This window comes from Rhizobium sp. 10N427 (genome assembly GCF_056394605.1).
Genome location: NZ_JBFTID010000007.1, coordinates 317,767 through 343,234, shown reverse-complemented (window position 1 = coordinate 343,234; position 25,468 = coordinate 317,767). Strand labels below are relative to the sequence as shown.

The window sequence follows — 25,468 nt, the reverse complement described above, 5'->3', positions numbered from 1 at the left end:
CCGACACAGCTCTCCGGAAGATCGACGGATGGATTGAAGACTATAATGAAATCCATCCACACTCAGCGCTCAAAATGGCCTCCCCAAGGGAGTTCATCAAAGCATTGTCTCAATAGCTGAGCTGTCCGGCGAAATGGGGGGCACTCCATGCTGTCCCGTTTCAAAATCGAAAAACTGCGAACAATGGTGCCTGACGGTCCCGCACGCCCTCACCATGAGGACGCGCTAACCTGCTACAGGGCAGGGGTGTATCGACTGGTCCCCATTGCCGTTTGGAACGCTGTCTTCGCGGACCTTTTCCAAAAGATTCAACACCTCGCCGGAGTGAACAATAAATTCCGGAAGATCGCTGACGACGCCGGGTTTCAGAAAAACGAGAAGAACCCTTTCGAGCAGCAATTCAAGCAGGACCTAAAGGCAGCCAAGCTTATCTCGGATGAGCAGCTTCAATTCCTCGATGAGCTGCGGGATTGGAGAAACGATTTCGCTCATCCAACCGATAGGACTATCACGGCGACGAAGGCCGGCTCTTTTATTGAAGATGGTGTTAGCCTTTTCCTTTCGGAGCGGAGCTTCAACGCGCATACCATCGTGCACGAAATTACAGGAAAGCTTCACACTCCAGGTTTTTTTGGCTCGGCAAACCCCTCGTTTCAGCTATCAGTTGTCCGCGACGTCATCGCTACGGTGACACCTCATGCCTTCCACAATCTCATTCGCAACGTGCTGGAAGTGCTTGTATCAAAGGATCGCGTATCCTCCCGCAATGCCAGCGCGTTCCTTCGTTGCTGCGTGCAACTCGAAAACTCGGCAATCACCTCCGTCGTCCTCCGGCATTTGTTCGAACCTAAGCTGCAAATAGATGACGGTATCGAGGACCCCTACAATCGCACGATATGGGAAATTCTGACTTACGCGCCTCAATGTGTCGATCTCCTTCCCGACGCGAAGCAGAAGCAGTTCGATCGAAAGCTCGCTTCACTCTGCAGCAAGATGAAAGGGACGAAGGACCACCGATATTCGCCATCGAAGCTCTTTGGCAGGCTGCTGAAATCGCACCCGACGGCTCTGCAAAATATCCTCAAGCAGACGTGCCTGCGGATCATCCACGAGTATCCAGTCTCCCCAAATATGATCTTAGGGCTGCGAAAGTTGCCGGAGCACCGTTCGGATATTGTGGCGTCGTGGAGGCGAGCCATATTAAGCCGTGATATCCATGAAGCGGCGGCCGTTCGTTCCTTCTTGGACCTAAATGCGCGAACACTGGCTTTGGTTCTCGATGGCCCTGTGGCCTATAGCTTGTTGCTGCCCTTGACCGACGACCGTAATGAGGAACCAGGCGAGATAATATTCGATACGCTCAAGTCGATCGTTCATCCTTGGCTTGAGGCCGACCTGGAGACGGCTCGGGCTCAGGCCCGCCGTGTAGGATTGTTCGATCCAGCAGACTATCTGAAAGTGGTCGGCGCCATACAAGCACATCGTCAGAAACGGGAAGTTGCCTAATGGATCAGGGTTTCAAAGTCGCGGAGTGCGAAAGAATCTCGGCCAGTTCTTCTTCGCTCTGAACTGGCTCGAAATTTTCGTGTTGATGCGCGATCAGAGCCCGGCGTTCTTCTTCCGAGAAGCCGAGGTTGTCGAAACACTTGTATGAGAAGTTTAATACACCGCCTTCGGCAATGGTCTCAGAGCAGATCGTCTCGGTGCCCCAGTGCTCATCAATGTACATATACCTCGCCTGAAAGCGATCAGGTACCTCATCGACAGGATCGCCGTTGTCGCCCACCCAACGCGAGGCATAAATCGTAAGGTCGACATTTGGATTATCTCTGGAAATCCCGTCATAAATGGACGTCATTGAACTTTCTCCCGTGTGTCGCAATCACCATGGTTGCCGGCGGTGCAACATAAAACAGGTTCATCAGTTTGGACGCCCTGTCCGCTTACGAATCTGAGAGAAACGCGCGTAGCGCGTGGAGTTCAATAGCGCCACCGATCTGGATCGACGTGCGCCGGACACGATTGCCGGAATCCTTACGTTGAGATTTGGACATAGCGACGACAAACCCCTTCGCTATGCTGCTGTTTTGGACAGTTTTCGGATTCGACTACTCAATGTTGATAGCCTACGAGACGACCTGATGTCCGCAGCGAATGAGGAAACAGGTCTCTTTTTGTTTTGGCTGCCGCATAATTGATCTTCGACTCGACCTACCAACCTGCAGCGACTTTTGCAGATTTCGCCATCGAAAAAAACGAGCCTGGGGTGCGGCCAGCCACCTTGAAGCCAGAGCTCTTGCGCGCCGCAACCTCCACTACCAAATGCTGCCGACTTCCTGCCCGGTCGATCACCGCATGCCAACCGTGCGCTCTGGTATGCCGCGACAATAACGCGCTCACCGCTGGTGACCAACTACCCTCGGTGATCGGACCATTGCTGTGAAATCTTGGGAGTCGGAAACGCGGTGCTCAACGTCTTATGAGACGATTGTGGACATTTGGAAAAGTTACGGGACGATTATGGACATTCCCCGCGCGGGAGCCTCGCTTACGAGACGATTGTGGACAAATCCGAGCGAAAATTTTCACGGAGTTGATCTGTTGACTTGGTTTCCGAGATGTCTTCATGCCAGTGACCAGCGCGGGCATGATTTGTTCGCGTTCGTGCCAGCAGCTGGAACTTCCAGGGCCACCGCAGCGCGGCGAGAGTTTAACAGATTGTCGTTGCGGCCGAGAGAACTCACCTTCAAACTTCTGGAGCAGTTCAAATCGTGCAACGGCGAACTGGAGATCGGCGATGAACTTAACAGAAGATACTTGTTTGCCGAGCGCTAACACGTTCCCTGCGGAAGATGAGATAAGCTGGGAAGTAGAGCACGGAATGATCCGCGTCGATCCGTTCGGGGTTAGAGAAATCCTACAGGCGCGAGGCTACCCTGAAGAAACCATAGAAACCTATTTGCTCCTCCTGACCGGAAAGCATCCGGTAGGTGTTGATTAGACGCCCGCCGTTTACCCGACAGCTTACCTCTGTCTCGGATAGTGCGTTGAACGCAAATCAAAAGCCGCTCAAACGTGCCGCGACCAGCGCCTGCGCGATGTCGCCTGCGGCAACTGTTAGCCTTCGGCCGACGGCAAACTCGAGGGCGAGGACTTGTTCAGAGTGCAGCACGGCCTCTGTCGGACCCGGTTCCATTGACGCCGCCTTGAGGAGAAAGGCTGGCGGGGAGGCGCGCTATTTCTGCAGTCCTTGAAGTGCGACCTTTTTTAGGGAGCAGTTTGCTTCGCAACTCGGGTCCAGTGACATATCTGGCGCGCCCACGCACGTCCAATGATGTTGCAGTGCGAAGCTTGTGCTTCGGCTTAGCCGATCTGCATCAGGATTGGAAAGGTCTGCTGGAACCAGATTGCGGCTTGACTGATGAATCCGAACATGAAGGCCAGCCCCGTCAATACCAGAAATGCGCCGAGAACCTTCTCGACCGTGCCGAGGTGACGGCGGAAACGCGCCAGGAAGCGCATGAACGCGCCGGAAAAGCCTGCTGCAATCCAGAACGGAATGGCAAGCCCGAGCGAATAGATCGCCAGCAGGCCAGCCCCGGAACCGACCGTTTCGCGCGAAGCGGCAACACCAAGGATCGCACCCAGTACCGGACCGATACACGGCGTCCAGCCGAAGGCGAAGGCAAGGCCCATGACATAGGCACCGGTCAGCGTCGCCGGCTTGCCGCCGCTCTGGAACCGCGCCTCACGTGCCAGCAGGCCGATTCGGAAGAGGCCGAGAAAATTCAGCCCCATGATAACGATGATCAGCCCGCCGATCTTCGACAGCAGATCAAGGTGCTGGCGAAGAGCCATGCCAATACTGGAGGCGCCGGCACCCAGCGCCACGAAAACGGTGGCAAATCCAAGTGTAAAGAACAGCGCCGAAAAGAACACGCTGCGGCGTACATCGGGCGCGACGGTCACCGCCGCGCCGCCACGGAACTGATCGACGGAAATGCCTGCCATATAGCAGAGATAGGGCGGAACGAGCGGCAGGACACAGGGAGACAGGAATGAGAGGGCGCCGGCGATCAACGCGCTCCACAAGGAAATATCGGCAATCGACACGCATTCTCTCCGGCTGCAATCCAGGCCGTTGTCTAGCGTTGCGACCTACCGATTGCCAATCACCTTTTTGCGCTCCCGCAAGAAATGTACCTAACGCTTGTGAAAGTCATGATTTTTCGGTTGACCGCAATGGGTCGCCTGCCTATGTTCCGCGCACTTCCGGCAGGGGCAGCAAAAATGCTGTTCTTGGGGTTAGGTTGCGTAGCTCAGCTGGTAGAGCATTTGACTTTTAATCAAAGGGTCCTGGGTTCGAACCCCAGCGCAGCCACCACACACTTCAAGCTTTGTTTTTCGCAATCGATGCGCCGGGTTGTCCGCGTGTCGTTCTAAGCTTTGCCTGAAGTGCAATGGGCCTGCACCGTAGCGCCGGTGCAAGCCCATGGAATAGCCGGTTAGCGTCTTCCGGTCAGGCTGCGTCAGACCGGTGAGGGGCCGGAACCGCCGCGGTTGCCTGGCTTGTCGTTGCCTGGCTTGTCGTTGCCCGGCTTGTCGTTGCCCGGCTTGTCATTGCCCGGCTTGTCGTTGCCTGGCTTGTCGTTGCCTGGCTTGTCGTTGCCTGGCTTGTCGTTGCCCGGCTTGTCGTTGCCCGGCTTGTCGTTGCCCGGCTTGTCGTTGCCTGGCTTGTCGTTGCCCGGCTTGTCATTGCCTGGTTTGTCGTTGCCTGGCTTGTCGTTGCCTGGCTTGTCATTGCCCGGCTTGTCGTTGCCTGGCTTGTCATTCCCCGGCTTGTCATGACCTGGCTTGTCATTGCCCGACTTGTCATGACCAGGCTTTCCCTCACCGGGCTTACCGTGGCCAGGCTTTCCATCACCAGGCTTACCATGACCAGGCTTTCCCTCACCGGGCTTACCGTGGCCAGGCTTTCCATCACCAGGCTTACCATGACCAGGCTTTCCATCACCTGGCTTGCCGTGGCCAGGCTTTCCGTCGCCGGGCTTGCCATGACCAGGCTTTCCATCACCTGGCTTGCCGTGGCCAGGCTTTCCATCGCCGGGCTTTTCATGGCCCGGCTTTCCGCCGCCACCGTTGTCACCGCCGCCACCGTTGTCACTGCTGCCGCCGTTGTCGCTATTGCCGCCATTGCCATTGCCATCGCCGCCGGCCGTCCCGGCGTTGGATGACTGCTGGCCTCTGCTGCTGCCCTGGCTGCCGCCCTTGCTATCGTTTGACCCGCTGTAGCCAGCGTCCGGGATCGACTCCGTCGGCTTGCAGAGCCGGTATTCAAGCGTGCCTGGCTTGGCAATTCTGCAGTTCAGGAGGGTGGTAGGCGCTGCAAATGCGAGACTGCTGCTGGCCAATAGGTAAGCAACGGCGACGCTGTACTTCGCTGCTTTGCGGATCATTGATTTATCTCCCAAGGTTAACGAAATGCTAACGGAGACAATTCTTATATTAGCAACTAATTAATATGAAGAAATATTTGTGGATAACCGGACGAGATCTTAATCTATAGTTAATTACGTAAGTATAAAATTTTACTAAAGCTCTAATAAAAAGCATGTTATTGTCCCGCCGCAAATAGAGGGGCTTACATATGATTCGTCTTATTGCTGCTGTTTTCGCTTTGTTTCTTTCTCTGCAATTTCAAGCCTTTGCGGGTCAGTTCCTGCCGGTCACGCGCAGTATCGGCGCGCCGGTCGGATTCGCGTCGGCCTGCGCCAAGTACAGGTGGCTTTGTCACAAGACGTCGTCGCATCAGGCCGGTGAGGGCGCCGGAGTGCCGTTGCTGCAAAAAGTCAACCGTGCCGTAAACGGACGGGTCATTCCGCAAAATGATGGTCCGCTGGCCGCAAATGGCGACGACTGGTCGCTGCCGACAGGCGGCCGCGGCGATTGCGAAGACTACGCGCTGCAGAAGATGAAGGATCTGATCGATGCCGGTTTCCCGGCGGACCGGCTGGCGCTGTCGGTGGTGATTGGCCCGCACGATCAGAATCACGTCGTGCTGATTGCCCGCACCGATGGCAGCGACTACGTGCTCGATAATCTGACGAATGCGGTGCGGCCCTGGCAGCGTACGCCTTACACCTTCCTGGCAACCCAGGATTTCCGGGCGCGATCGGTCTGGCGCGTGACGCTTGCAGGCCCTCGGGCGGGCGAGTTCTCCTGATCGCAATGCGGCCGGAAAGGCGTGCGTGGTGCACACGTCGTTAATGCTGGATTAATCGCAATGATGCCATTGTTTCCATGTTTGAGTGCGGTGCGCGAAGCGCGGAAGCTCGACTGGAGACATGATGAAGAAGATACTCATTTCGACCCTTGCGGCGGTCATCGCGGGAAGCGCCATGCTGGCGACCGCGCCGGCTTCTGTCGCTCAGGATTATGGATGGCAGCGGCGTGACCGCGGCTATTACCCGCCACCACCACCGCCGCGCCGCCGCCACCATGACAATACTGGTGCTGCGATCGCCGGTGGCCTGGCTGCCGGCGTGATCGGTGGCATGATTGGTGGCGCGATCGTCAATAACAGTGGTCCGCGCTATGTCGAGCCGCCACCACCGCCTCCGCCGCGCTGCTGGTTCGAGGACCGACGCGTACCCAACGCCTATGATGGCGGCTGGCACATGGAGAGCATGCGCGTCTGCCGCTGATCGCAGACAAGCCTCAAAAGAAAAGCGCGCCGTCAGGGCGCGCTTTTTTGTTTCCAGCTGTCAAAAGAAATTGCTGGATCAGCGCCGGGGAAAGTCGTTCCAGCCCGAGGCGCGTGCCTTCGCAACCACCGTCTGCGCCTCGCGGCCGATGAACAAGATGCTGAAGATTGCGACGATCGTAATGATATCCCACATGGCCTGATCCCTCGTTTTGCGGCCCCGCCTCGGGGTCGCTCTATCCTGGCGCGACCGCCATCGCGCGTTTGGATGGCATAGTTATGATCGAAGGCCGCGTTTCAGGATATCGTGAGATTTGGGGATGCCCCGCTGAACGCGCAGCGGGGCATGGCATCACATCAGGCTATGCTCAGCTCTTCAGCTTCGCATTGCAGAGGCTGTAGTAACCGCCGCCTTTCTGGATCCACTTCAGACCGCCAAGCGAATTGCTGGCCTTGTCCTCGTTATAGGCGTCGACGCAGGTATGCATGCGTGCCTTGCCGGGTTTTTCGCTGGCATATTTCGTCGAGATCGCCGTCGGGAACTTGACGCCTGACGGAGCTGCCGTGGTGGGTTTTTCCGGCTCTTCGTTGGTGTTGAGCGAGACATCGGGCTCGGCGGTAGCATCCGCGCCGCACTGCGCCTTGCGGAAGTCGTTCCACTTGACGCCCTTGGCCGAACCATCCGTCTGCGCGGACTTATACTTGGCGCTACATTCCTTCATCGTCAGTGCCGAAGCGGGCGTTGCCATGAAGGCGGTAGCGCCGAGAAACGCAAGCGAGGTCAGCAGAACTGCACGATTAAGCATTGGTCCATCCTCCGATTGTACCTTGTACGGGTAAACTATCGGTCCGGACGAAATTCTTAGTCAACGTGGCATTTCATCTCACCAACCCTAAGTATAATTCCGGAAAATATTGAAGGTTGCACTTTCGCCTTCCTGGTTGGGCTGTCCTTTCCATCACGCGGCCGCGCCCTAGTTTCCTTTTGAACCGAAGGAGGGATGTTTCATGTCAGAGCAATCAGGCGAGGGGATCACTGCGCCCCGCAAAGTGCTGCGCGGGCGCCCTTACAGCATCAGCGAATTCGCCCGCAAATACCGGCTCGACGATGAAGAGGCGAAACGGCTGTTCGAGAAATTCGGACCATCGGCGACCGAACTCGACCTGCTGATGGCGGCCAAGCGCAAGCCGCCGCTCCCGGTTCCGGGTGTCCGCATGTGAGCCTGTCGCGCAAAGGCGCTTGCCTCTGCGGCGCCGTCCGCTACGTCATTTCCGGCGCGCCTTTGCTCTCCGGTCTGTGCCATTGCGCGGATTGCCGCAAGGAAAGCGGCTCCCTGTTTTCAGCCTTCGCCATCTGGCCGCGCGCTGCATTATCTTATTCGGGCACGGTCTCAGCCTTTGCGGGCCGCAGTTTCTGCCCGCTCTGCGGCGGCCGGCTTTTCTGTCTGACCGAAGACAAGGCCGAGATTCGATTGGGTTCCCTCGATGACGCGCCGGGGGAGATCCAGCCCGACCACGAGATATGGACGAAGCGTCGCGAAAGCTGGCTGCATCCGATCGCCGGTGCTGGTCAGTTTCCCGGCGATGCGGATTAAAACCGGATTTTCATTACCAAGATTTAATTGCACATCGCCCGCTTTCCGTGGCAATGCGCCTCTATCGCTAATCTCCGGTTCATCTTGCCTATGACTATCTAGGGCTGAACCGAGCAGATGCTCTTATATCTCTGTTTGAGGACTTTCATGAGCGATTCCGAATCTGGAACCGGCCCGAAACCGTCTGACCCGCAAGCGCCCGGCCATGCCGATCTGGCAGCTGTACTCGCCGCGTCGGGCAAGCAGCGCCGGTCCGGCCGGTGGCGCGGCAGGCTGCTGGCAGCAGTGGCAATCATCATCATCGGCGGCGGCGCGGCCTATTATTATGCCGGCCGCGGCGGCAACGAATACAGCTACGCGACCCAGCCGGTGAAGCGCGGTGATCTGACGGTTCTGGTAACTGCGACCGGCTCCGTCCAGCCGACCGAGCAGGTCGATATATCGAGCGAGCTGTCCGGCACCGTCCGGGACGTCAATGTCGATTACAACAGCACGATCAAGGCAGGCGACGTGCTTGCCGTTCTCGACACCACCAAGCTGGAGGCTGACGCCAAAAGCTCGCGCGCCAAGCTGGCATCGGCACAGGCCAATGTCACCAAGGCTAGCGCCGATCTCGAATCGGCCCGCACCTCGCTGGATCGTGTGAAGAACCTCGTGCAGAGCAACGTTACCACTCGCCAGAGCCTCGACGACGCGACCTACAAATATGACTCCGCCGTCGCCGCCAAACAGATTAACGAGGCCGATGTCCTGTCTGCCGAGGCTGATCTCCAGCTTGCCGAGGTCAATCTTCAAAAGTCGCGCATCGTATCGCCGATCGACGGGGTCATCCTGACCCGCTCCGTCGATCCCGGAGCGACGGTCGCCGCATCGCTGTCGGCGCCCGTTCTATTCGTCATCGGCGGCGATCTGAAGAAGATGGAGCTGCAGGTCGATGTCGATGAGGCCGATGTCGGCCAGATCGCTGTCGGTCAGAAGGCGACTTTCACCGTCGATGCCTATCCGGACCGGACGTTCCCGGCTGAAATCGAGCAGATCCGCTTTGCCTCCGAGACCACCAACAATGTCGTCACCTACAAGGCGGTACTGTCGGTCGACAATGCCGATCTGCTGCTGCGCCCCGGCATGACGGCGACCGCAGACGTGACGGTCGAGGCCGTGAAGAACACGCTGATGGTGCCGAACGCGTCGCTGCGCTATGCCCCGCCGGAAGTGGGCTCCGGCCGCAACCGCGGACTGCTCGGTCTCTTCCGGCCGCCGCGCATGGGTCCGCGTTCGGGTGCCGGCGGTGAAGCGCTGACGGGAAACAAGCGCCGCATCTGGGTTCTGCGGGGGGAGCGGCAGGTACCCGTGGTGATCCAGGTCGGCTCCTCCGATGGCCAGTTCACGCAGGTAGCGTCTGGTGACATCAAGGAAGGCGACGCGCTTGTGACCGACGCCACGGCGAAGACCCGGTAGGCGGCAGAGCGATGAGCAATCCGCCGCTTCTGGAATTCAAGAAGGTCTCGAAAGTCTACGGCGAGGGCGAGGCGGCAATCCGCGCGCTCGACCATGTCGACATGACGATCAATGCTCATGAGTTCGTCGCGATCATGGGCCCCTCGGGCTCCGGCAAATCGACGGCGATGAATATCCTCGGCTGTCTCGACGTGCCGACATCGGGTGACTATGTCTTTCAGGGCATCTCGACCGGTGGGTTCGATCGCAGCCAGCTGACCCTGTTACGGCGCCACATGCTGGGCTTCGTCTTCCAGGGTTTCAACCTGCTGTCGCGCACATCCGCTGTCGAGAATGTCGAGTTGCCGCTGATCTATCGCGGCATGCCGGCCGGCGAACGTCACGAGCGGGCAAGGGAAGCGTTGAAGCTGGTCGGCCTTTCTGGCCGCGAAAACCACAAGACTCAGGAGCTTTCTGGCGGCCAGCAGCAGCGCGTCGCCATCGCCCGTGCCATCGTCACCGAGCCGGCGCTGCTGCTGGCCGACGAACCAACCGGCAATCTCGATACCAGGACCAGCGTCGAAATCATGGACCTGATGACCCGGCTGAACCGGGAGCAGGGGATCACCATCGTCATGGTCACGCACGAGCCGGATATCGCCGCCTATGCGCAGCGGCTGCTGCGCTTCGTCGATGGTAAGCTCGAAACCGAAACGGTGCATCAGGCGAGGGCGGGCCATGTTTCTTGAGACGCTGAAACTTGCCCTGCGGGCCATCACCCGCAACATGCTGCGATCATTCCTGACGGTGCTCGGCGTGGTCATCGGCGTTGCCGCCGTCATCGCTCTCGTGACGATCGGCAACGGTACGACGGCCCAGGTCACCACTGAATTGCAGCGCCTCGGCACCAACATGCTGTTCGCAAGGCCCGGCCAGTTCGGTCCCGGACGTGCGAGTACCGAAGCGCGCCGCTTCACGGTCAAGGACGTCGAGGCGATCCGCGATCAGGTCGGCGGTCTGCGCGCTGTTGCCCCGCTCAACCAGACGACGGCGACGGTCATATATGGTGGCCAGAGCCATTCGACCAGCGTCATGGGGACGACCAACGACTATTTCGTGGCGCAGGATTGGGACATGGCCCTTGGCCGCACGTTCGATGCCGCGGAGGAACGCGGCAGGGCGCGCTGCATTCTCGGCGAGACCGTACGCTCGCAGCTCTTCGGAGCCGCCGATCCGACCGGCCAGCAGATCCGCGTCGGCAAGGTCTCCTGCAGCGTCATCGGCGTTCTCGCCAAGCGTGGCCAGTCGGGCATGGGCAACGACCAGGATGATGTCGTCATCATGCCGGTGAAGGTCTACCAGCGCCGCATCGGCGGCAAGGCCAACGCCAACGTGCAGATGATCGTCATCTCGGCCCGAGACGGCGTTGCGACATCGAAGATCCAGGACGAGACGGAGAACCTGCTGCGTGAGCGGCGCAAGATCATTCCTGGCCGCGAGGACGATTTCAACGTCAACGACATGACGCAGATCGCCGAGGCGATGACCGGCACGACCACGCTGCTGACCGGCCTGCTCGGCGCGGTCGCGGCCATCAGCCTGCTCGTCGGCGGCATCGGCATCATGAACATCATGCTTGTTTCGGTCACCGAGAGGACCCGCGAGATCGGCATTCGCCTGGCGATCGGCGCGCTGGAAACGCAGGTGCTGATGCAGTTCCTCGTCGAGGCGGTGGCGCTGTCGCTCTTCGGCGGCATCACTGGCATCGTGCTCGGCATGGGGATCGGCTTCGTTTCGGTGACCCTACTCAAGGTTCCCTTCGTCGTCAGCCCGCTGATGATCGGCGTCGCCTTTGCCTTCTCGGCGGCGATCGGCATGATCTTCGGATATTTCCCAGCCCGCCGCGCCGCGCAGCTGAACCCGATCGAGGCGCTTCGTCACGAGTGAGGTGACGTCACCGCAGTTTGATATGTCATCCCTCAAACGTAACCTTGCCATCGCGCGGGATGCGTGCAAGGGATGATATATCAGTAACTTGTGTCCCGGATCTGAGATGCAGAATTCGCAAAGTCACCAATCCTATCTGGCGCTGGAGCACGCGATCGTCACGCTCGCGGTCAAGCCTGGCGCCATGGTGACCGAACGGCAGCTGATCGACATGACCGGCCACGGCCGTACGCCGGTCCGCGAGGCAATCCAGAAGCTCGCTTGGCAGGGACTGATCATCGTGCGCCCGCGCGTCGGCCTGCAGATCGCCGAGATCGGCCCCGATGATCACGCGAGCGTCATGCAGGTGCGCCGCGAACTTGAGCCGATTGCCGCTGCACTGGTCGCCGAGCATGCGAACGAGGATCAGCGCGGGGCACTGGCCGGCTGCGAGAACACCATGCGTGCCTGCGCCGACAGCGGCGATCTCTCCGCCTTCTTTGCCGCCGACAAGGCGTTCGACGAAGTGCTGGAGGAAGCCTGCCCGAACCGCTTCATCACGGCAGCACTTGGTCCGGTCCAGACCCACGCGCGCCGCATCTGGTACTCAACGGCAAACCCGTCGCGCATGGAGCGGTCCATCGCGCTGCATGTCGCAACGATCGAGGCGATCCGCGAGGGCCGCACAGATGCCGCCCGCGATACGATGACCGTGCTGATCGACTATCTCAGCCAGAAATGAAAACGGCCCCGTTTCCGGAGCCGTTCGAAACACTCTGATGGAGCCTATCAGCCGACGAAAGCACGTTCGATGACGAATTCGGCCGGCTTGCTGTTGGCGCCTTCTTCGAGGCCTGCCTTTTCCAGCAATTCCTTTGTGTCCTTCAGCATCGCCGAGGAGCCGCAGATCATGCCGCGGTCGATGGCCGGATCGATCGGCGGAATGCCGAGATCGGTGAACAGCTTGCCGGATTCAATCAGGTCGGTGATGCGGCCGGTGCGCTCGAAATCTTCGCGGGTGACAGTCGCGTAATGACGCAGCTTGTCTCCGACGACTTCGCTGAGCAGCTCGTCATTGCGAATCTCGTCAACGAGGTCGAAGCCGTATTTCAGTTCGGCGACGTCGCGGGTCGTGTGGGTGAGGATGACTTCCTCGAACTTCTCATAGGTCTCGGGATCGCGGATCAGGCTGGCGAAGGGCGCGATGCCGGTGCCGGTCGAGAACATGTAGAGACGCTTGCCGGGGGTCAGCGCATCGAGAACCAGCGTACCGGTCGGCTTCTTGCGCATCAGCACCTGGTCACCAGGCTTGATGCCCTGCAGATGCGAGGTCAGCGGACCATCGGGAACCTTGATCGAGAAGAACTCGAGCTCTTCGGCCCAGGCGGGGCTTGCGATCGAATAGGCGCGGAACACCGGCTTGCCTTCGACCATCAGGCCGATCATCGCAAACTCGCCGGAGCGGAAACGGAAGCCCTGCGGCCGGGTCATCGTGAAGCGGAACAGCCGGTCGGTATAATGCGTGACGCTCAGCACCGTTTCGGCATAGACGTTTGCCGGAATGGAGGAGGCGAAGTCTTCTGTCTTTGCAGGGGCGTTCATTTCGGTATCGGATCCCGTATTCATCACACGATAATTCTATTGCGAGGCTGATATTACAAAACCACCGCAAATTAAAGGCAATCCATTCTCTGCCGCGTGCCAGCCGCGAAATATGCATGTCATTCTCATGATTCAATGCCCTGTGGGCTCTTTTCGCTTTTGATCTGGCGGAGCGGGGCAAAGGATGCATATTAGGGCCAAAACGCGCCCGGTAGTAATGGGGGCGGCAGGCGGTACGGGGAAACATGAAGATTTTCAATTACAAGCGTGTGCCCTATGCGGAGATGCGCGCCTTTTCCGTCCATATTCTGACGGCTTCCGGCTCATTTCTGGCTTTTCTCGGTGTCGTCGCCGCTGCAGAGCATCGCTTCATCGATATGTTCTGGTGGCTGGGTCTGGCACTGCTCGTCGATGGTATCGACGGCCCGATCGCACGCAAGGTCCGCGTCAAGGAAGTGCTGCCCAACTGGTCTGGCGATACGCTCGACAACATCATCGACTACGTCACTTACGTGCTGCTGCCGGCCTTTGCGCTCTATCAGAGCGGCATGATCGGTGAGCCTTGGTCCTTTGCCGCGGCCGGCATGATCGTCGTCTCAAGTGCCATCTATTATGCAGACATGGGGATGAAGACGGAGGAGTATTTCTTCTCCGGCTTCCCGGTCGTCTGGAACATGATCGTCTTCACATTGTTCGTCATGGATGCCAGCGCCTTGACCGCGATGATCGTCGTCACCGTATCTGTGGTCCTGACCTTCCTGCCGATCAACTTCCTGCACCCGGTCCGCGTCAAGCGGCTGCGGCCGCTCAATCTTGGCGTCTTCTTCCTCTGGTCGGCGATCGGCATCTATGCGCTGTTGATGCATTTCAGCATTCCGCACTGGGCGGTTGTTCTCTTCATCATCAGCGGTATCTATCTCTATTGCATCGGCGCCGTGCTGCAGTTTTTCCCGGCGCTCGGAAAATCGGCATAAGGACAGGCATGATGGCAAAGACGAAGGCAGTCGCATTCAGCCGCAACGGCGGACCAGAGGTTCTGGAATATGTCGATGTCGATCTGCCACCGCCATCTGCCGGTGAAGTGCAGTTGAAGCATGCCGCAATCGGCCTGAATTTCATCGACGTCTATTTCCGCGACGGCACCTATAAGGCGCCGCATCTGCCCTTCGTTACCGGCAAGGAAGCCGCAGGAACGATCACTGCGGTCGGGCCCGGTGTCACCGATTTTGACGTCGGCGACCGCGTTGCCTATGCCGGCGCGGACGGCGCTTATAGCGTCGAGCGCAATGTCGAGACGAAGCATCTCGTCAAGGTTCCCGACGGTGTCAGCCTGGAGACCGCGGCGGCGATGATGCTGAAGGGCATGACCGCCGAGTATCTCCTGAACCGTACCTTCAAAGTCGGCCCTGAGACCGTGCTGCTGTTTCACGCTGCCGCCGGCGGCGTCGGTCTGATTGCCGGGCAGTGGGCGAGGGCGCTTGGCGCAACGGTCATCGGCACGGCCGGTTCCGACGACAAGGTCAAGCTGGCGCTGGAATACGGCTACGATCATGTCATCAACTACAAGTCCGGAAACTTCCTCGACAGCGTGAAGGAAATCACGGCGGGCAAGGGCGTTGACGTCGTCTATGACTCCATCGGCCGCGATACCTTTCCGCAATCGCTCGATTGCCTGAAGCCGCGCGGCCTGTTCGTTTCCTTTGGCCAGTCCTCGGGCGCCATCGAGAACTTCACCATGTCGGCACTGGCGCAACGGGGCTCGCTCTACGCCACCCGGCCGACGCTCTTCAGCTATATTGCGACACCGCAGGAGCTTAAGGATTGTGCAAACGCGCTATTTGCTGTTGTGCTGAGCAACAAAGTGCGTATCAATATCAATCAAACTTATCCGTTGCGTGAGGTGGGACGGGCTCACGCGGATCTGGAAACAAGAAAAACGACTGGAACTACGCTGCTGATCCCATAGGGATTCCGTGCAAAAAGGACGGATCGGCAGAGAGAAATGAGGGGAACGTGTCGTCATCCAATGCGCCGTCGTCTGGTGCGTTACTGTCGGTCCAAAAGCTGACCAAGCATTTCGGTAGCTTTGCTGCCTGCAATGAAATCGACCTCGATATTGCGCCCGGCGAAATCCATGCCCTGCTTGGAGAAAACGGTGCCGGCAAATCGACCCTGGTGAAAATGCTGTTCGGCGTGCTGGAGCCGATGGCAGGTCACATCCTCTGGCAAGGCAAGTCGGTCTCGATCGGCTCTCCCGGCGAAGCCCGTAATCTCGGCATCGGCATGGTTTTTCAGCACTTCTCGCTGTTCGAGGCGCTGACTGTTGCCGAAAACATTGCGCTTTCCCTCGCTGACACCATTCCGATCGGCAAGATCGCCGAAGAGGCGCGCACGCTGTCGGCAGCTTACGGTCTGCCGCTCGATCCGCATGCCCATGTTGCCGATCTCTCGGTTGGCGAGCGCCAGCGTGTCGAGATTGTCCGCGCATTGCTGCAGAACCCCAAGCTGATCATTCTCGACGAACCGACATCAGTGCTGACGCCGCAGGAAGCCGACAAGCTGTTCGAAACGCTTTTCAAACTCAAGGCCGAGGGCCGGTCGGTTCTCTATATCAGCCATCGTCTCGAGGAAGTGCAGCGCATCTGCGATCGCGCCACCGTTCTGCGCCACGGCAAGGTCACCGGCGCCTGCGATCCGAAGCAGGAAACGCCGGCATCGCTCGCCCGCATGATGGTCGGCAGCGATGTCGCAGCCGTCACCCATCCCGATCGCGGCAATAAGGGCGAGGTGCAGCTTGCCGTCACCAGCCTGTCTGTCGCCGCGCGCACGCCTTTCGCGATGCCGCTAAGGGATGTCTCGCTTGCGGTGCGTTCCGGTGAAATCCTCGCGATCGCCGGTGTTGCCGGAAATGGCCAGGGCGAGCTCTTCGATGCGCTATCGGGCGAGTATCCGGTCTCCGAGCCATCGGCAGTCGTCATCCGCAGCAAGCCCGTCGGCAACGTGGGGATTACCGCGCGCCGCCTGCTGGGCGCAGGCTTCGTTCCGGAAGAACGCCACGGCCACGCGGCTGTCTCGGCGATGAAGCTTTCCGACAATCTCGTCCTGGCGCGCTGCCAGTCCGACCGCAAGTCGTTCCTTGGCGGCGGCTTTCTCGGCGTCATCCGCCATGGCGCGGTCAAGAATGCGGCTCGCCGCATCTCCGAAGCGATGGACGTGCGCAAGAGCGGCGAGGATCCCACAGCCGGATCGCTGTCGGGTGGCAATCTGCAGAAATTCATCGTCGGCCGCGAACTCGACCGCCAGCCTGCCGTGCTCGTCGTCAACCAGCCGACCTGGGGCGTCGATGCCGGTGCGGCAAGCCGCATCCGCCAGGCGCTGGTCGATCTGGCGCGTGCCGGTTCGGCCGTGATCGTCATCAGCCAGGATCTCGACGAGATCTTCGAAGTGGCAACCGAGATCGCCGTCATCTCCGAGGGACGTCTGTCGCCGCCGTTCCCGGCTGGCGAACTGACGCGCGAAAAGATCGGCCTGCTGATGGGCGGCCTGCACGACAGCAAGCCCGCTGCGGAGGCCGCACATGCGCATTGAACTCGAAAAGCGCCCGCAGGTCTCGAAGCTCTACGCCTTCGTCTCGCCGCTGCTGGCTTTGGCACTGACGCTGATTGCCGGTGCCATCATGTTCGCGATCCTTGGAAAGGATCCGATCCAGGCGCTCGATGCCTTCTTCATCGAGCCGCTGCTCGAGGTCTGGTCGCTGCATGAGCTGGCGATCAAGGCCGCACCGCTGATCCTGATCGCCGTCGGCCTGTCGGTCTGTTATCGCTCCAACAACTGGAATATCGGTGCCGAAGGTCAGTTCACGGTCGGCGCCATCACCGGCTCGATCCTGCCGATCGTCTTCACCGAATGGCATTCGCCGATGGTGCTGCCGCTGATGCTGATCATGGGCGCGATCGGCGGCGCTCTGTTTGCCGCGATCCCGGCGCTGCTGAAGGCACATTTCAATACCAACGAGATCCTGACATCGCTGATGCTGGTCTATATCGCCCAGCTGTTCCTCGACTGGCTGATCCGCGGCCGCTGGCGCAATCCACAGGGCTTCAATTTCCCTGAGAGCGTCAGCTTCCCGCCGGAGGCGACGCTTCCGGCCATCTGGGAAGAATCCGGGCGAGCCCACTGGGCCTCCATCTTCGCGATCGTGGCGGCAATTCTTGTCTGGTTCATGATGAAATACACGCTGAAGGGCTTCGAGGTTGTCGTCCTCGGCCAGTCGGAACGGGCAGGGCGCTTTGCAGGGTTCTCCTCGAAGCGGATGATCTGGTTCGGCTTCCTGTTCTCCGGCGCGCTTGCAGGCCTCGCAGGTATTTCGGAAGTGTCCGGTTCGATCGGGCATCTGCAGCCGGCGATCTCGCCGGGCTACGGCTTCACCGCGATCATCGTCGCCTTCCTCGGGCGCCTGAACCCGCTCGGCATCATTCTCTCGGGCCTGGTGCTGGCGCTGACCTATCTCGGCGGTGAGGCGGCGCAGCTCTCGATCGGCGTTTCCGACAAGGTGACGCGCGTGTTCCAGGGTCTGCTGCTGTTCTTCGTGCTCTCCTGCGACACGCTCATCTATTACAAGATCCGCATTATCTGGTCGCGGGTCCGGGGAGGTGCGGCATGAGCATCTTCGAAGCCATCCTGCTGACTGTGATCACCGCCTCGACACCACTCGTCATCGCCGCCCTCGGCGAACTGGTGGCGGAGCGCTCAGGTGTCCTGAACCTCGGCGTCGAGGGGATGATGATCATGGGTGCGGTCGCTGCCTTTGCCGGTGCGCAGTTGAGCGGTTCGCCCTATATCGGCCTGATCTGCGGCATCGCCGCCGGTGCGCTGTTCTCGTTGCTCTTCGGCTTCCTGACGCTGACGCTGGTCGCCAACCAGGTCGCGACAGGTCTGGCGCTGACCATCCTCGGCCTCGGGGTTTCAGGCATGCTCGGCGAATCCTTCGTCAGCGTCCCCGGTATCCGGCTGAGCCCGATCGTCTTCCCGTTCCTGTCGGATATTCCGGTGATCGGCTCGGTGCTCTTCCGCCAGGACCTGACCTTCTATCTGTCGATCGCGCTACTGATTGGCGTCAGCTGGTTCCTGTTCCGCAGCCGTGCCGGCCTAAAGCTGCGTGCCATCGGCGATAATCACGCCTCGGCCCATGCGCTCGGCATCAATGTCATCAGAACCCGTTATCTCGCCGTCATTTTCGGCGGCGCCTGTGCTGGTCTGGCGGGCGCTCAGCTGTCACTGGTCTATACGCCGCAATGGGTGGAGAACATGTCATCCGGGCGCGGCTGGATCACGCTGGCGCTGGTTGTCTTCGCCTCCTGGCGGCCGCTGCGCGTCTTTGCCGGCGGTTATCTCTTCGGCGCCGTGACGATCCTGCAGCTGCACGCCCAGGCATTCGGCATCGGCATTCCGGCGCAGTTCCTGTCGATGCTGCCCTATGCGGCCACTATTGTGGTTCTCATCATCATTTCTCATAATCGGCGCACGACGTTGATCAACACGCCCGCGTCGCTTGGTAAAGCCTTCGTCCCGGAGCGATAGAAGAACAAGAATCAGACGGGTTTCCGGAAATCTCTTCAAAACCAACAGGGGTCACCATGAAGAAAATAGCACTCGCACTCGCCGCTTCCGCTGCCGCGCTGATCAGCGTCGGCTCGGCTCAGGCTGCGGACAAGACCAAGATCTGCTTCGTCTATGTCGGTTCGCACACCGACGGCGGCTACTCGCAGGCACATGATCTCGGTCGCCAGCAGATCCAGAAGGAATTCGGCGACAAGATCGACACGCCTTACCTCGAAAACGTTCCGGAAGGTCCGGATGCAGAGCGCGCCATCGAGCGTCTCGCCCGTTCGGGCTGCAAGCTGATCTTCACCACCTCGTTCGGCTTCATGGATGCGACCGTCAAGGTTGCTGCCAAGTTCCCGGATGTGAAGTTCGAGCACGGTACTGGCTACAAGTCCGGCCCGAATCTCGCGACCTACAACTCGCGCTTCTATGAAGGCCGCTATATCCTCGGCCAGATCGCCGCCAAGACATCGAAGAAGCACGGCGCGGCCTATATCGCTTCCTTCCCGATCCCTGAAGTCGTGATGGGTATCAACGCTTTCGAGCAGGGCGCGAAGTCCGTCGATCCGAGCTTCAAGCTCAAGGTCATCTGGGTGAACACCTGGTTCGACCCGGGCAAGGAAGCCGACGCTGCCAAGGCGATGATCGACCAGGGCGTCGATGTTCTGACCCAGCACACCGACACGACCGCGCCGATGCAGGTTGCCGAAGAGCGCGGCATCCACGCTTTCGGTCAGGCATCCGACATGATCGCGGCCGGCCCTAAGGCGCAGCTGACGGCAATCGTCGATACCTGGGGCAACTACTACTCCAAGCGCGTGCACGCGCTGCTCGACGGCACCTGGAAGTCCGAGCAGAGCTGGGATGGTCTGAAGGATAACATCCTGAAGATGGCGCCCTACACGAACATGCCGGATGACGTGAAGAAGATGGCCGAGGAAACCGAAGCCAAGATCAAGTCCGGCGAGCTGCATCCCTTCACTGGCCCGATCAACAAGCAGGACGGTACGCCGTGGCTCAAGGCTGGCGAAAAGGCTGACGACGGCACGCTGCTCGGCATGAACTTCTATGTCGAAGGCGTCGACGATAAGCTGCCGCAGTAATATCTGGCCGCAACTTTTGCGATTGCGAAAGGCGCTCCGAAAGGAGCGCCTTTTTTGCTGCAGCGCATGCTAAAATGTCCATTTACAAAAGTAATACTATATGATTTTTTGAGCCTGCCGCGAGGAGCGGCAATTGGGAGAGACAATCATGAAATTGAAAACTGCACTTTTGAGTGCCACGGTTTTGGCTGCCTGCATGTTCGGTTCGGCCAACGCGGCCCAGCTCGTCGTCGGCTTTTCGCAGATCGGCTCGGAGTCGGGCTGGCGTGCGGCAGAGACGACCGTCACCAAGCAGGAAGCCGAGAAGCGCGGCATCGACCTGAAGTTCTCCGATGCTCAGCAGAAGCAGGAAAACCAAATCAAGGCGATCCGCTCCTTCATCGCGCAGGGCGTCAACGCCATCCTTCTGGCACCGGTTGTTGAAACCGGCTGGGACGACGTTCTGAAGGAAGCCAAGGAAGCCGAAATCCCGGTCATCCTTCTCGACCGCACCATCAAGGCGCCGGATGATCTCTATCTGACGGCCGTCACCTCCGATCAGATCCACGAAGGCAAGGTTGCCGGCGACTGGCTCGTCAAGAATGTCGGCGACAAGAAGTGCAACGTCGTCGAGCTTCAGGGCACCACCGGCTCCTCGCCGGCGATCGCCCGCAAGAAGGGCTTCGAGGAAGCCATTGCCGGCCACAAGAACTTCAAGATCGTCCGCAGCCAGACGGGCGACTTCACTCGTGCCAAGGGCAAGGAAGTCATGGAAAGCTTCCTGAAGGCGGAGAATGGCGGCAAGGATATCTGCGCCCTCTACGCCCATAACGACGATATGGCCGTCGGCGGCATCCAGGCGATCAAGGAAGCCGGCCTGAAGCCGGGCAAGGACATCCTCGTCGTCTCGATCGACTCGGTTCCGGATATCTTCACGGCGATGGCCGCAGGTGAAGCCAACGCGACCGTCGAGCTGACGCCGAATATGGCAGGCCCGGCCTTCGACGCGCTTGACGCCTACCTGAAGGACAAGAAAGCGCCGCCGAAGTGGATCCAGACGGAATCGAAGCTCTACACCCAGGCTGACGATCCGAAGAAGGTCTACGAGTCCAAGAAGGGTCTTGGTTACTGATCGGCACTGAACCCGCACCGGCCCATCATGGGCCGGTGCGGACCTGCCTCTGCACGCGGGACATCATGTCCCGCGCCTGCAACGGCAAGACGGCTGAATATCAGGAAAAGACCGGACCATGATTCACGATTTCGAGAACGTCCTCGTCGCGTCAGGCATATCGAAATTCTTCCCCGGCGCGGTGGCGCTGGACAAGGTTGATTTCACGCTGCGCAAGGGCGAAGTGCATGCGCTGCTCGGCGAAAACGGGGCAGGCAAGTCGACACTGATCAAATGCATGACGGGCGCCTATCGCCGCGACGAAGGCACGCTGGCGCTCGATGGCAACCACATCGACCCTGCCGATACGCTGGCAGCCCAGAAGCTCGGCATCGGCACCGTCTATCAGGAGGTCAACCTCCTCGCCAATCTCAGCGTCGCGGAGAACCTGTTTCTCGGCCGCCAGCCGCGCCGCTTCGGCATGCTGGATATCCGCGCCATGAACCGGCAGGCGCGCAACCTGCTGGCGCAATACGGTCTTACCATCGACGTCACCGCACAGCTCGATCGCTTCTCGGTCGCCGTGCAGCAGGTGATCGCCATTGCCCGTGCCGTCGACCTGTCCGGCAAGGTCCTGATCCTCGACGAGCCGACTGCCAGCCTGGACACCCAGGAAGTGGCGATGCTCTTCGGCATCATCAAGAACTTGAAGGAGCGGGGACTAGGCATTGTTTTCATTACTCACTTCCTTGAACAAGTCTATGAGATCAGTGATCGCATCACCGTGCTGCGCAACGGCAAGCTGGTCGGCACCCGCGACAAGGCGGAGCTGCCGCGGCAGGGGCTGATCTCGATGATGCTCGGCCGCGAACTGGCCCATGCCGAAGAGACCGCCAAGGAGCGCAGCATTGCCGCCGGCGCCGTCAAGTACCGCTTCGAAGGCTACGGCAAGCGCGGCAAGGTGAAGCCCTTCGACCTCGCTGTCCGCGTCGGCGAAGTCGTCGGTATCGCTGGCCTCCTCGGATCCGGCCGCACCGAGACCGCGGAATTGCTGTTCGGTATCGAGAATGCCGACAGCGGCAAGGCCGAAGTGGACGGCAAGCCGGTGGCGCTGGCCAATCCAAGGGCGGCGATCCGCCATGGCTTCGGCTTCTGCCCCGAGGATCGCAAGACCGATGGCATCATCGGTGACCTGTCGATCCGCGAGAATATCGCGCTGGCGCTCCAGGCGCGCCGCGGCTGGGCGAGGCCGCTGTCCCGCAGCGAGCAGAATGCTCTGGCCGACCAATATATCAAGGCCCTGGATATCCGCACCACGGACCGCGAGAAGCCGATCCGGCTACTCTCGGGTGGGAATCAGCAGAAAGCCATTCTGGCGCGCTGGCTGGCCACCAATCCGGATTTCCTGATACTCGACGAGCCGACGCGCGGTATCGATGTCGGCGCCCATGCCGAGATCATCCGGCTGATCGAAGAGCTCTGCGCCAAGGGCATGTCGCTGATCGTCATTTCCTCGGAGCTGGAGGAACTCGTCGCCTACAGCTCGCGCGTCATCGTGCTGCGCGACCGCGAGCATATTGCCGAGCTGACCGGCGACCGCATAACCGCATCTGGCATCGTTGATGCCATTGCTGCGGCTGACAAGAAAACGGAGGATGCATGAGTTCCTCGCTGAAGGCGCTTGCCATACGCCTGGCGCCGCAATTGATTGCGCTTGCTGTCATTCTTTTGTTGAATTTCATCATGTTCCCGCAATTTTTTAATGTCGTTATTCAAAATGACCGCCTCTATGGCAGTCTGATCGACGTGCTGAACCGCGGCGCGCCGGTGGCGCTGCTGGCGATCGGCATGACGCTCGTGATCGCCACCAAGGGGATCGACCTCTCGGTCGGTGCCGTCATCGCCATCTGCGGCGCGGTCGCGGCTTCCTCGATCGTTTCAGGGAACTCGCTTGGCTATACGCTGGTTGCGGCGCTTGTCGTCGGTCTGCTGTGCGGCGTGTGGAATGGCTTCCTCGTCGCCGTCCTCAACATTCAGCCGATCATCGCCACACTGGTGCTGATGGTCGCCGGACGCGGCATCGCGCAGCTGATCACCGAAGGCGTGATCATGACCTTCAACGATCCCGGCCTGATCTTCTTCGGCAGCGGCTCCTTTGCCTTCCTGCCGATGCCGGTTGTCATCTGGCTGGTGGCCGGGGCGATCGTTATCGCGTTGGTCCGCCGCACCGCTCTTGGCATGCTGGTTGAAGCAGTCGGCATAAACCGCAGAGCCAGCACGCTTTCCGGCGTTCGAACGCCCGTCCTGCTGATGGCCGTCTACATGCTGAGCGGCCTTTGCGCGGCCATCGCCGGCATCATCGTCGCCGCCGATATCAAGGGCGCGGATGCCAACAATGCGGGGCTCTGGCTGGAGCTCGACGCCATCCTGGCTGTCGTCGTCGGTGGCAACTCGCTGCTCGGCGGACGATTCAGTATTCTCGGTTCGCTGATCGGTGCGATGATCATCCAGTCGGTCAATACAGGCATCCTGCTGTCGGGCTTCCCGCCGGAGTTCAACCTCATCATCAAGGCGGTGATCATCCTGGTGATCCTGATCATCCAGTCGCCGGCGCTGCAGTCTGCCGCCGTCTTCTTCAGCCGCAAGTCCAGAGCGGAGCAGCCGAAATGAATTCCCGATACCTGCCGCTGCTCGCGACCATCGTCATCTTCATCCTGGCTTATGCGGCCTGCGCGCTGCAGTACCCCAACATGCTGTCGACGCGTGTTGCCGGAAACCTGCTCACCGACAATGCCTTTCTCGGCATCGCCGCCGTCGGCATGACCTTCGTCATCATTTCCGGCGGCATCGATCTGTCGATCGGTTCGGTCATCGCCTTCACTGGCGTCTTCCTCGCCGTCATCCTGCGCGACACCTCCATTCACCCGCTGCTCGCCTTCGTGCTGGTGCTTGTTATCACCACCGTCTTCGGCGGGCTGATGGGCGCGGTGATCCACTATCTGAAGATGCCGCCCTTCATCGTCACGCTCGCCGGCATGTTCCTGGCGCGCGGCATGTCCTATGTGCTGTCGATCGACAGCATCCCGATCGAGCATGACTACTATTCGACGCTGACCAGCATCTACTACCGCCTTCCGGGCGGTGGCCGCCTGACGCTGATCGGCGGCATCATGCTCATCGTCTTCATCGCCGGTATCGTCATCGCCCACCGCACCCGCTTCGGCGCCAACGTCTATGCGCTTGGCGGCGGAGTGCAGACGGCCGAGCTGATGGGGGTTCCGGTCGCCAAGACGACCATCCAGATCTACGCGCTTTCGGGCTTTCTGGCGGGCCTATCCGGAATCGTTTTTTCGCTCTATACGTCGGCCGGTTATTCCCTTGCAGCGGTGGGCGTCGAGCTCGATGCCATCGCAGCGGTCGTCATCGGAGGGACGCTGCTGACTGGGGGTGCAGGATTTGTAGCAGGGACCTTTATCGGTCTCCTGATACAGGGGCTCATTCAGACATACATCACCTTCGACGGGACCCTGTCGAGCTGGTGGACGAAGATCTTGATCGGGCTTCTGCTCTTCGCATTCATTCTGATGCAGAAGGCCATTCTGTTCCTTTCCAGCCTGAACAAGAGGTATGCCTGACGGAGGACGTGTTGCTTGCGCAACAGAATGATTGATACCCGCAGAACGGGGCGGAAGACACGGACAAGCCACGCACAGGTCGTGGACGAGCTTGGCAGGGCCATGGTCGCCGGAACCTATCCGGTCGGCTCGATCCTGCCCGGCGACGTGGAGCTCGCCCAGCGCTTCAAGGTTTCCCGCACGGTGCTTCGCGAAACCATGAAGACGCTTGCCGCCAAGGGTATGGTCGTTGCCAAGGCGCGCGTCGGAACGCGTGTGACGGAGAAGAACCTCTGGAACATGTTCGACAGCGAAATCATCGCCTGGCATTTCGATAACGGCGCCACCGAAGAATTCCTGCTGCAGCTCTACGATATCCGCCTGGCATTCGAGCCCTTCGCGGCTGGCCTCGTCGCCGAGCGCGCCACCGGCGATGATATCGCGCATCTGCGCGAACTGGCTCTCGTCATGGCCGAACCCGGCCACACCACCGAGAGCTTGGCGCTTGCCGACCTCCGGTTCCATCTGGCGGTTGCCGATGCCTCGCACAATCCCTTCATGCGCACGCTCGGCAGTCTGATCGAGGCAGCCCTTGTCGGCATGTTCCGCATCAGCACACCGCCATCGCAGAACGGCTTCTCGAATATCGCCGATACCCATATGCGGATCGTCGATGCGATCGCCGCCGGCGATGTCGCCGGTGCCCGCAAGGCGATGGAAGACGTCATCATCGATGGTCGCGATCACGTCCACGAAGCCTTCCTCACGATGAGCCGCGCCTCGGCCTAGCGGCG

General features: G+C 59.9%; 27 protein-coding genes and 1 tRNA gene. 23 read left to right on the top strand and 5 right to left on the bottom strand.

Annotated elements, in window-relative coordinates:
- Together AC1DIJ_RS17980 and AC1DIJ_RS17975 are read left to right on the top strand one after the other, a co-directional pair.
- Positions 1 to 116: integrase core domain-containing protein (locus AC1DIJ_RS17980; RefSeq protein ID WP_477831473.1), on the top strand; the 116-nt coding region annotated here is incomplete at its 5' end.
- Positions 117 to 147: 31 nt separating this feature from the next.
- A complete protein-coding gene (locus AC1DIJ_RS17975; RefSeq protein ID WP_112387441.1) occupies positions 148 to 1,506 on the top strand; it encodes a hypothetical protein in 1,359 nt (452 codons plus the stop codon).
- Between the two features lie 4 nt (positions 1,507 to 1,510).
- Here AC1DIJ_RS17975 and AC1DIJ_RS17970 read toward each other — a convergent pair whose 3' ends face one another.
- Positions 1,511 to 1,858 (bottom strand): hypothetical protein, encoded by a 348-nt coding sequence (locus tag AC1DIJ_RS17970; RefSeq protein ID WP_112387440.1) that lies wholly within the window; start codon positions 1,856 to 1,858, stop codon positions 1,511 to 1,513.
- A gap of 939 nt (positions 1,859 to 2,797) precedes the next feature.
- On the opposite strand from AC1DIJ_RS17970, the gene AC1DIJ_RS17965 reads away from it, so the two are divergent.
- Entirely contained in the window at positions 2,798 to 3,001 is a 204-nt protein-coding gene (locus AC1DIJ_RS17965; protein ID WP_112387439.1) for a hypothetical protein, read from the top strand.
- A 362-nt stretch (positions 3,002 to 3,363) separates the two neighbouring features.
- On the opposite strand, the gene AC1DIJ_RS17960 is transcribed toward AC1DIJ_RS17965, so the two are convergent.
- Positions 3,364 to 4,113, bottom strand: coding sequence for a cytochrome c biogenesis CcdA family protein (locus tag AC1DIJ_RS17960; RefSeq protein WP_112387438.1), 750 nt, complete (start codon positions 4,111 to 4,113; stop codon positions 3,364 to 3,366).
- A gap of 195 nt (positions 4,114 to 4,308) precedes the next feature.
- Here AC1DIJ_RS17960 and AC1DIJ_RS17955 point away from each other — a divergent pair.
- Positions 4,309 to 4,384, top strand: a tRNA-Lys gene (locus tag AC1DIJ_RS17955).
- Between the two features lie 145 nt (positions 4,385 to 4,529).
- Here AC1DIJ_RS17955 and AC1DIJ_RS17950 read toward each other — a convergent pair.
- The gene (locus tag AC1DIJ_RS17950) at positions 4,530 to 5,456 is read right to left on the bottom strand and encodes a hypothetical protein (RefSeq protein ID WP_477831497.1); all 927 of its coding nucleotides are present in this window, start codon (positions 5,454 to 5,456) and stop codon (positions 4,530 to 4,532) included.
- 191 nt (positions 5,457 to 5,647) lie between these two features.
- Between AC1DIJ_RS17950 and AC1DIJ_RS17945 the strand changes: the two genes are divergently transcribed.
- On the top strand, positions 5,648 to 6,223 hold the full coding sequence (locus AC1DIJ_RS17945; RefSeq protein WP_112387435.1) for a transglutaminase-like cysteine peptidase: 576 nt from the start codon (positions 5,648 to 5,650) through the stop codon (positions 6,221 to 6,223).
- A gap of 124 nt (positions 6,224 to 6,347) precedes the next feature.
- Positions 6,348 to 6,704, top strand: coding sequence for a hypothetical protein (locus AC1DIJ_RS17940; RefSeq protein ID WP_112387434.1), 357 nt, complete (start codon positions 6,348 to 6,350; stop codon positions 6,702 to 6,704).
- A gap of 367 nt (positions 6,705 to 7,071) precedes the next feature.
- Here AC1DIJ_RS17940 and AC1DIJ_RS17935 read toward each other — a convergent pair whose 3' ends face one another.
- A complete protein-coding gene (locus tag AC1DIJ_RS17935) occupies positions 7,072 to 7,509 on the bottom strand; it encodes a hypothetical protein (RefSeq protein WP_112387433.1) in 438 nt (145 codons plus the stop codon).
- A gap of 202 nt (positions 7,510 to 7,711) precedes the next feature.
- Between AC1DIJ_RS17935 and AC1DIJ_RS17930 the strand changes: the two genes are divergently transcribed.
- From AC1DIJ_RS17930 to AC1DIJ_RS17905, 6 genes are all read left to right on the top strand, one after another.
- Entirely contained in the window at positions 7,712 to 7,924 is a 213-nt protein-coding gene (locus AC1DIJ_RS17930; protein ID WP_112387432.1) for a hypothetical protein, read from the top strand.
- A gap of 2 nt (positions 7,925 to 7,926) precedes the next feature.
- A complete protein-coding gene (locus AC1DIJ_RS17925) occupies positions 7,927 to 8,298 on the top strand; it encodes a GFA family protein (protein WP_477831500.1) in 372 nt (123 codons plus the stop codon).
- A 147-nt stretch (positions 8,299 to 8,445) separates the two neighbouring features.
- The gene (locus tag AC1DIJ_RS17920; RefSeq protein WP_112387430.1) at positions 8,446 to 9,756 is read left to right on the top strand and encodes an efflux RND transporter periplasmic adaptor subunit; all 1,311 of its coding nucleotides are present in this window, start codon (positions 8,446 to 8,448) and stop codon (positions 9,754 to 9,756) included.
- A gap of 11 nt (positions 9,757 to 9,767) precedes the next feature.
- The gene (locus AC1DIJ_RS17915; RefSeq protein WP_112387429.1) at positions 9,768 to 10,484 is read left to right on the top strand and encodes an ABC transporter ATP-binding protein; all 717 of its coding nucleotides are present in this window, start codon (positions 9,768 to 9,770) and stop codon (positions 10,482 to 10,484) included.
- The gene (locus AC1DIJ_RS17910; RefSeq protein WP_112387428.1) at positions 10,474 to 11,682 is read left to right on the top strand and encodes an ABC transporter permease; all 1,209 of its coding nucleotides are present in this window, start codon (positions 10,474 to 10,476) and stop codon (positions 11,680 to 11,682) included. Before AC1DIJ_RS17915 ends, AC1DIJ_RS17910 begins: the two co-directional genes overlap by 11 nt.
- Positions 11,683 to 11,788: 106 nt before the next feature.
- On the top strand, positions 11,789 to 12,403 hold the full coding sequence (locus AC1DIJ_RS17905) for a GntR family transcriptional regulator (protein ID WP_112387427.1): 615 nt from the start codon (positions 11,789 to 11,791) through the stop codon (positions 12,401 to 12,403).
- Positions 12,404 to 12,450: 47 nt separating this feature from the next.
- Here the strand turns inward: AC1DIJ_RS17905 and AC1DIJ_RS17900 are convergent, their stop codons facing one another.
- Positions 12,451 to 13,263: a ferredoxin--NADP reductase gene (locus tag AC1DIJ_RS17900; RefSeq protein ID WP_112387494.1), complete on the bottom strand. Its 813-nt coding sequence runs from the start codon at positions 13,261 to 13,263 to the stop codon at positions 12,451 to 12,453.
- A gap of 245 nt (positions 13,264 to 13,508) precedes the next feature.
- Here AC1DIJ_RS17900 and pcsA point away from each other — a divergent pair, with 245 nt between their 5' ends.
- The 11 genes from pcsA (at position 13,509) to AC1DIJ_RS17845 (ending at position 25,463) form a co-directional block, all read left to right on the top strand.
- Positions 13,509 to 14,237 (top strand): phosphatidylcholine synthase, encoded by a 729-nt coding sequence (pcsA, locus tag AC1DIJ_RS17895; protein ID WP_112387426.1) that lies wholly within the window; start codon positions 13,509 to 13,511, stop codon positions 14,235 to 14,237.
- An 11-nt stretch (positions 14,238 to 14,248) separates the two neighbouring features.
- Positions 14,249 to 15,229, top strand: coding sequence for a quinone oxidoreductase family protein (locus tag AC1DIJ_RS17890; protein ID WP_112387493.1), 981 nt, complete (start codon positions 14,249 to 14,251; stop codon positions 15,227 to 15,229).
- A 47-nt stretch (positions 15,230 to 15,276) separates the two neighbouring features.
- Positions 15,277 to 16,851 carry an ABC transporter ATP-binding protein gene (locus AC1DIJ_RS17885; protein ID WP_112387425.1) on the top strand — a complete coding sequence of 525 codons (1,575 nt, stop codon included), beginning with the start codon at positions 15,277 to 15,279 and terminating at the stop codon, positions 16,849 to 16,851.
- On the top strand, positions 16,841 to 17,926 hold the full coding sequence (locus tag AC1DIJ_RS17880; RefSeq protein WP_112387424.1) for an ABC transporter permease: 1,086 nt from the start codon (positions 16,841 to 16,843) through the stop codon (positions 17,924 to 17,926). Before AC1DIJ_RS17885 ends, AC1DIJ_RS17880 begins: the two co-directional genes overlap by 11 nt.
- The gene (locus tag AC1DIJ_RS17875) at positions 17,923 to 18,843 is read left to right on the top strand and encodes an ABC transporter permease (protein ID WP_112387423.1); all 921 of its coding nucleotides are present in this window, start codon (positions 17,923 to 17,925) and stop codon (positions 18,841 to 18,843) included. The genes AC1DIJ_RS17880 and AC1DIJ_RS17875 overlap by 4 nt, the downstream gene beginning before the upstream one ends.
- Before the next feature lie 56 nt (positions 18,844 to 18,899).
- The gene (locus tag AC1DIJ_RS17870) at positions 18,900 to 19,970 is read left to right on the top strand and encodes a BMP family ABC transporter substrate-binding protein (RefSeq protein ID WP_112443912.1); all 1,071 of its coding nucleotides are present in this window, start codon (positions 18,900 to 18,902) and stop codon (positions 19,968 to 19,970) included.
- A gap of 148 nt (positions 19,971 to 20,118) precedes the next feature.
- Entirely contained in the window at positions 20,119 to 21,081 is a 963-nt protein-coding gene (gene ytfQ / locus AC1DIJ_RS17865; protein WP_112387421.1) for a galactofuranose ABC transporter, galactofuranose-binding protein YtfQ, read from the top strand.
- 118 nt (positions 21,082 to 21,199) lie between these two features.
- Positions 21,200 to 22,723, top strand: a complete 1,524-nt coding sequence (ytfR, locus tag AC1DIJ_RS17860) for a galactofuranose ABC transporter, ATP-binding protein YtfR (protein WP_112387420.1) — start codon at positions 21,200 to 21,202, stop codon at positions 22,721 to 22,723.
- Entirely contained in the window at positions 22,720 to 23,730 is a 1,011-nt protein-coding gene (locus tag AC1DIJ_RS17855) for an ABC transporter permease (RefSeq protein ID WP_112387419.1), read from the top strand. The genes ytfR and AC1DIJ_RS17855 overlap by 4 nt, the downstream gene beginning before the upstream one ends.
- Entirely contained in the window at positions 23,727 to 24,695 is a 969-nt protein-coding gene (gene yjfF, locus AC1DIJ_RS17850; RefSeq protein WP_112387418.1) for a galactofuranose ABC transporter, permease protein YjfF, read from the top strand. The genes AC1DIJ_RS17855 and yjfF overlap by 4 nt, the downstream gene beginning before the upstream one ends.
- A 27-nt stretch (positions 24,696 to 24,722) precedes the next feature.
- On the top strand, positions 24,723 to 25,463 hold the full coding sequence (locus AC1DIJ_RS17845; protein WP_405049648.1) for a FadR/GntR family transcriptional regulator: 741 nt from the start codon (positions 24,723 to 24,725) through the stop codon (positions 25,461 to 25,463).
- The last annotated feature ends 5 nt before the right edge of the window (positions 25,464 to 25,468 follow it).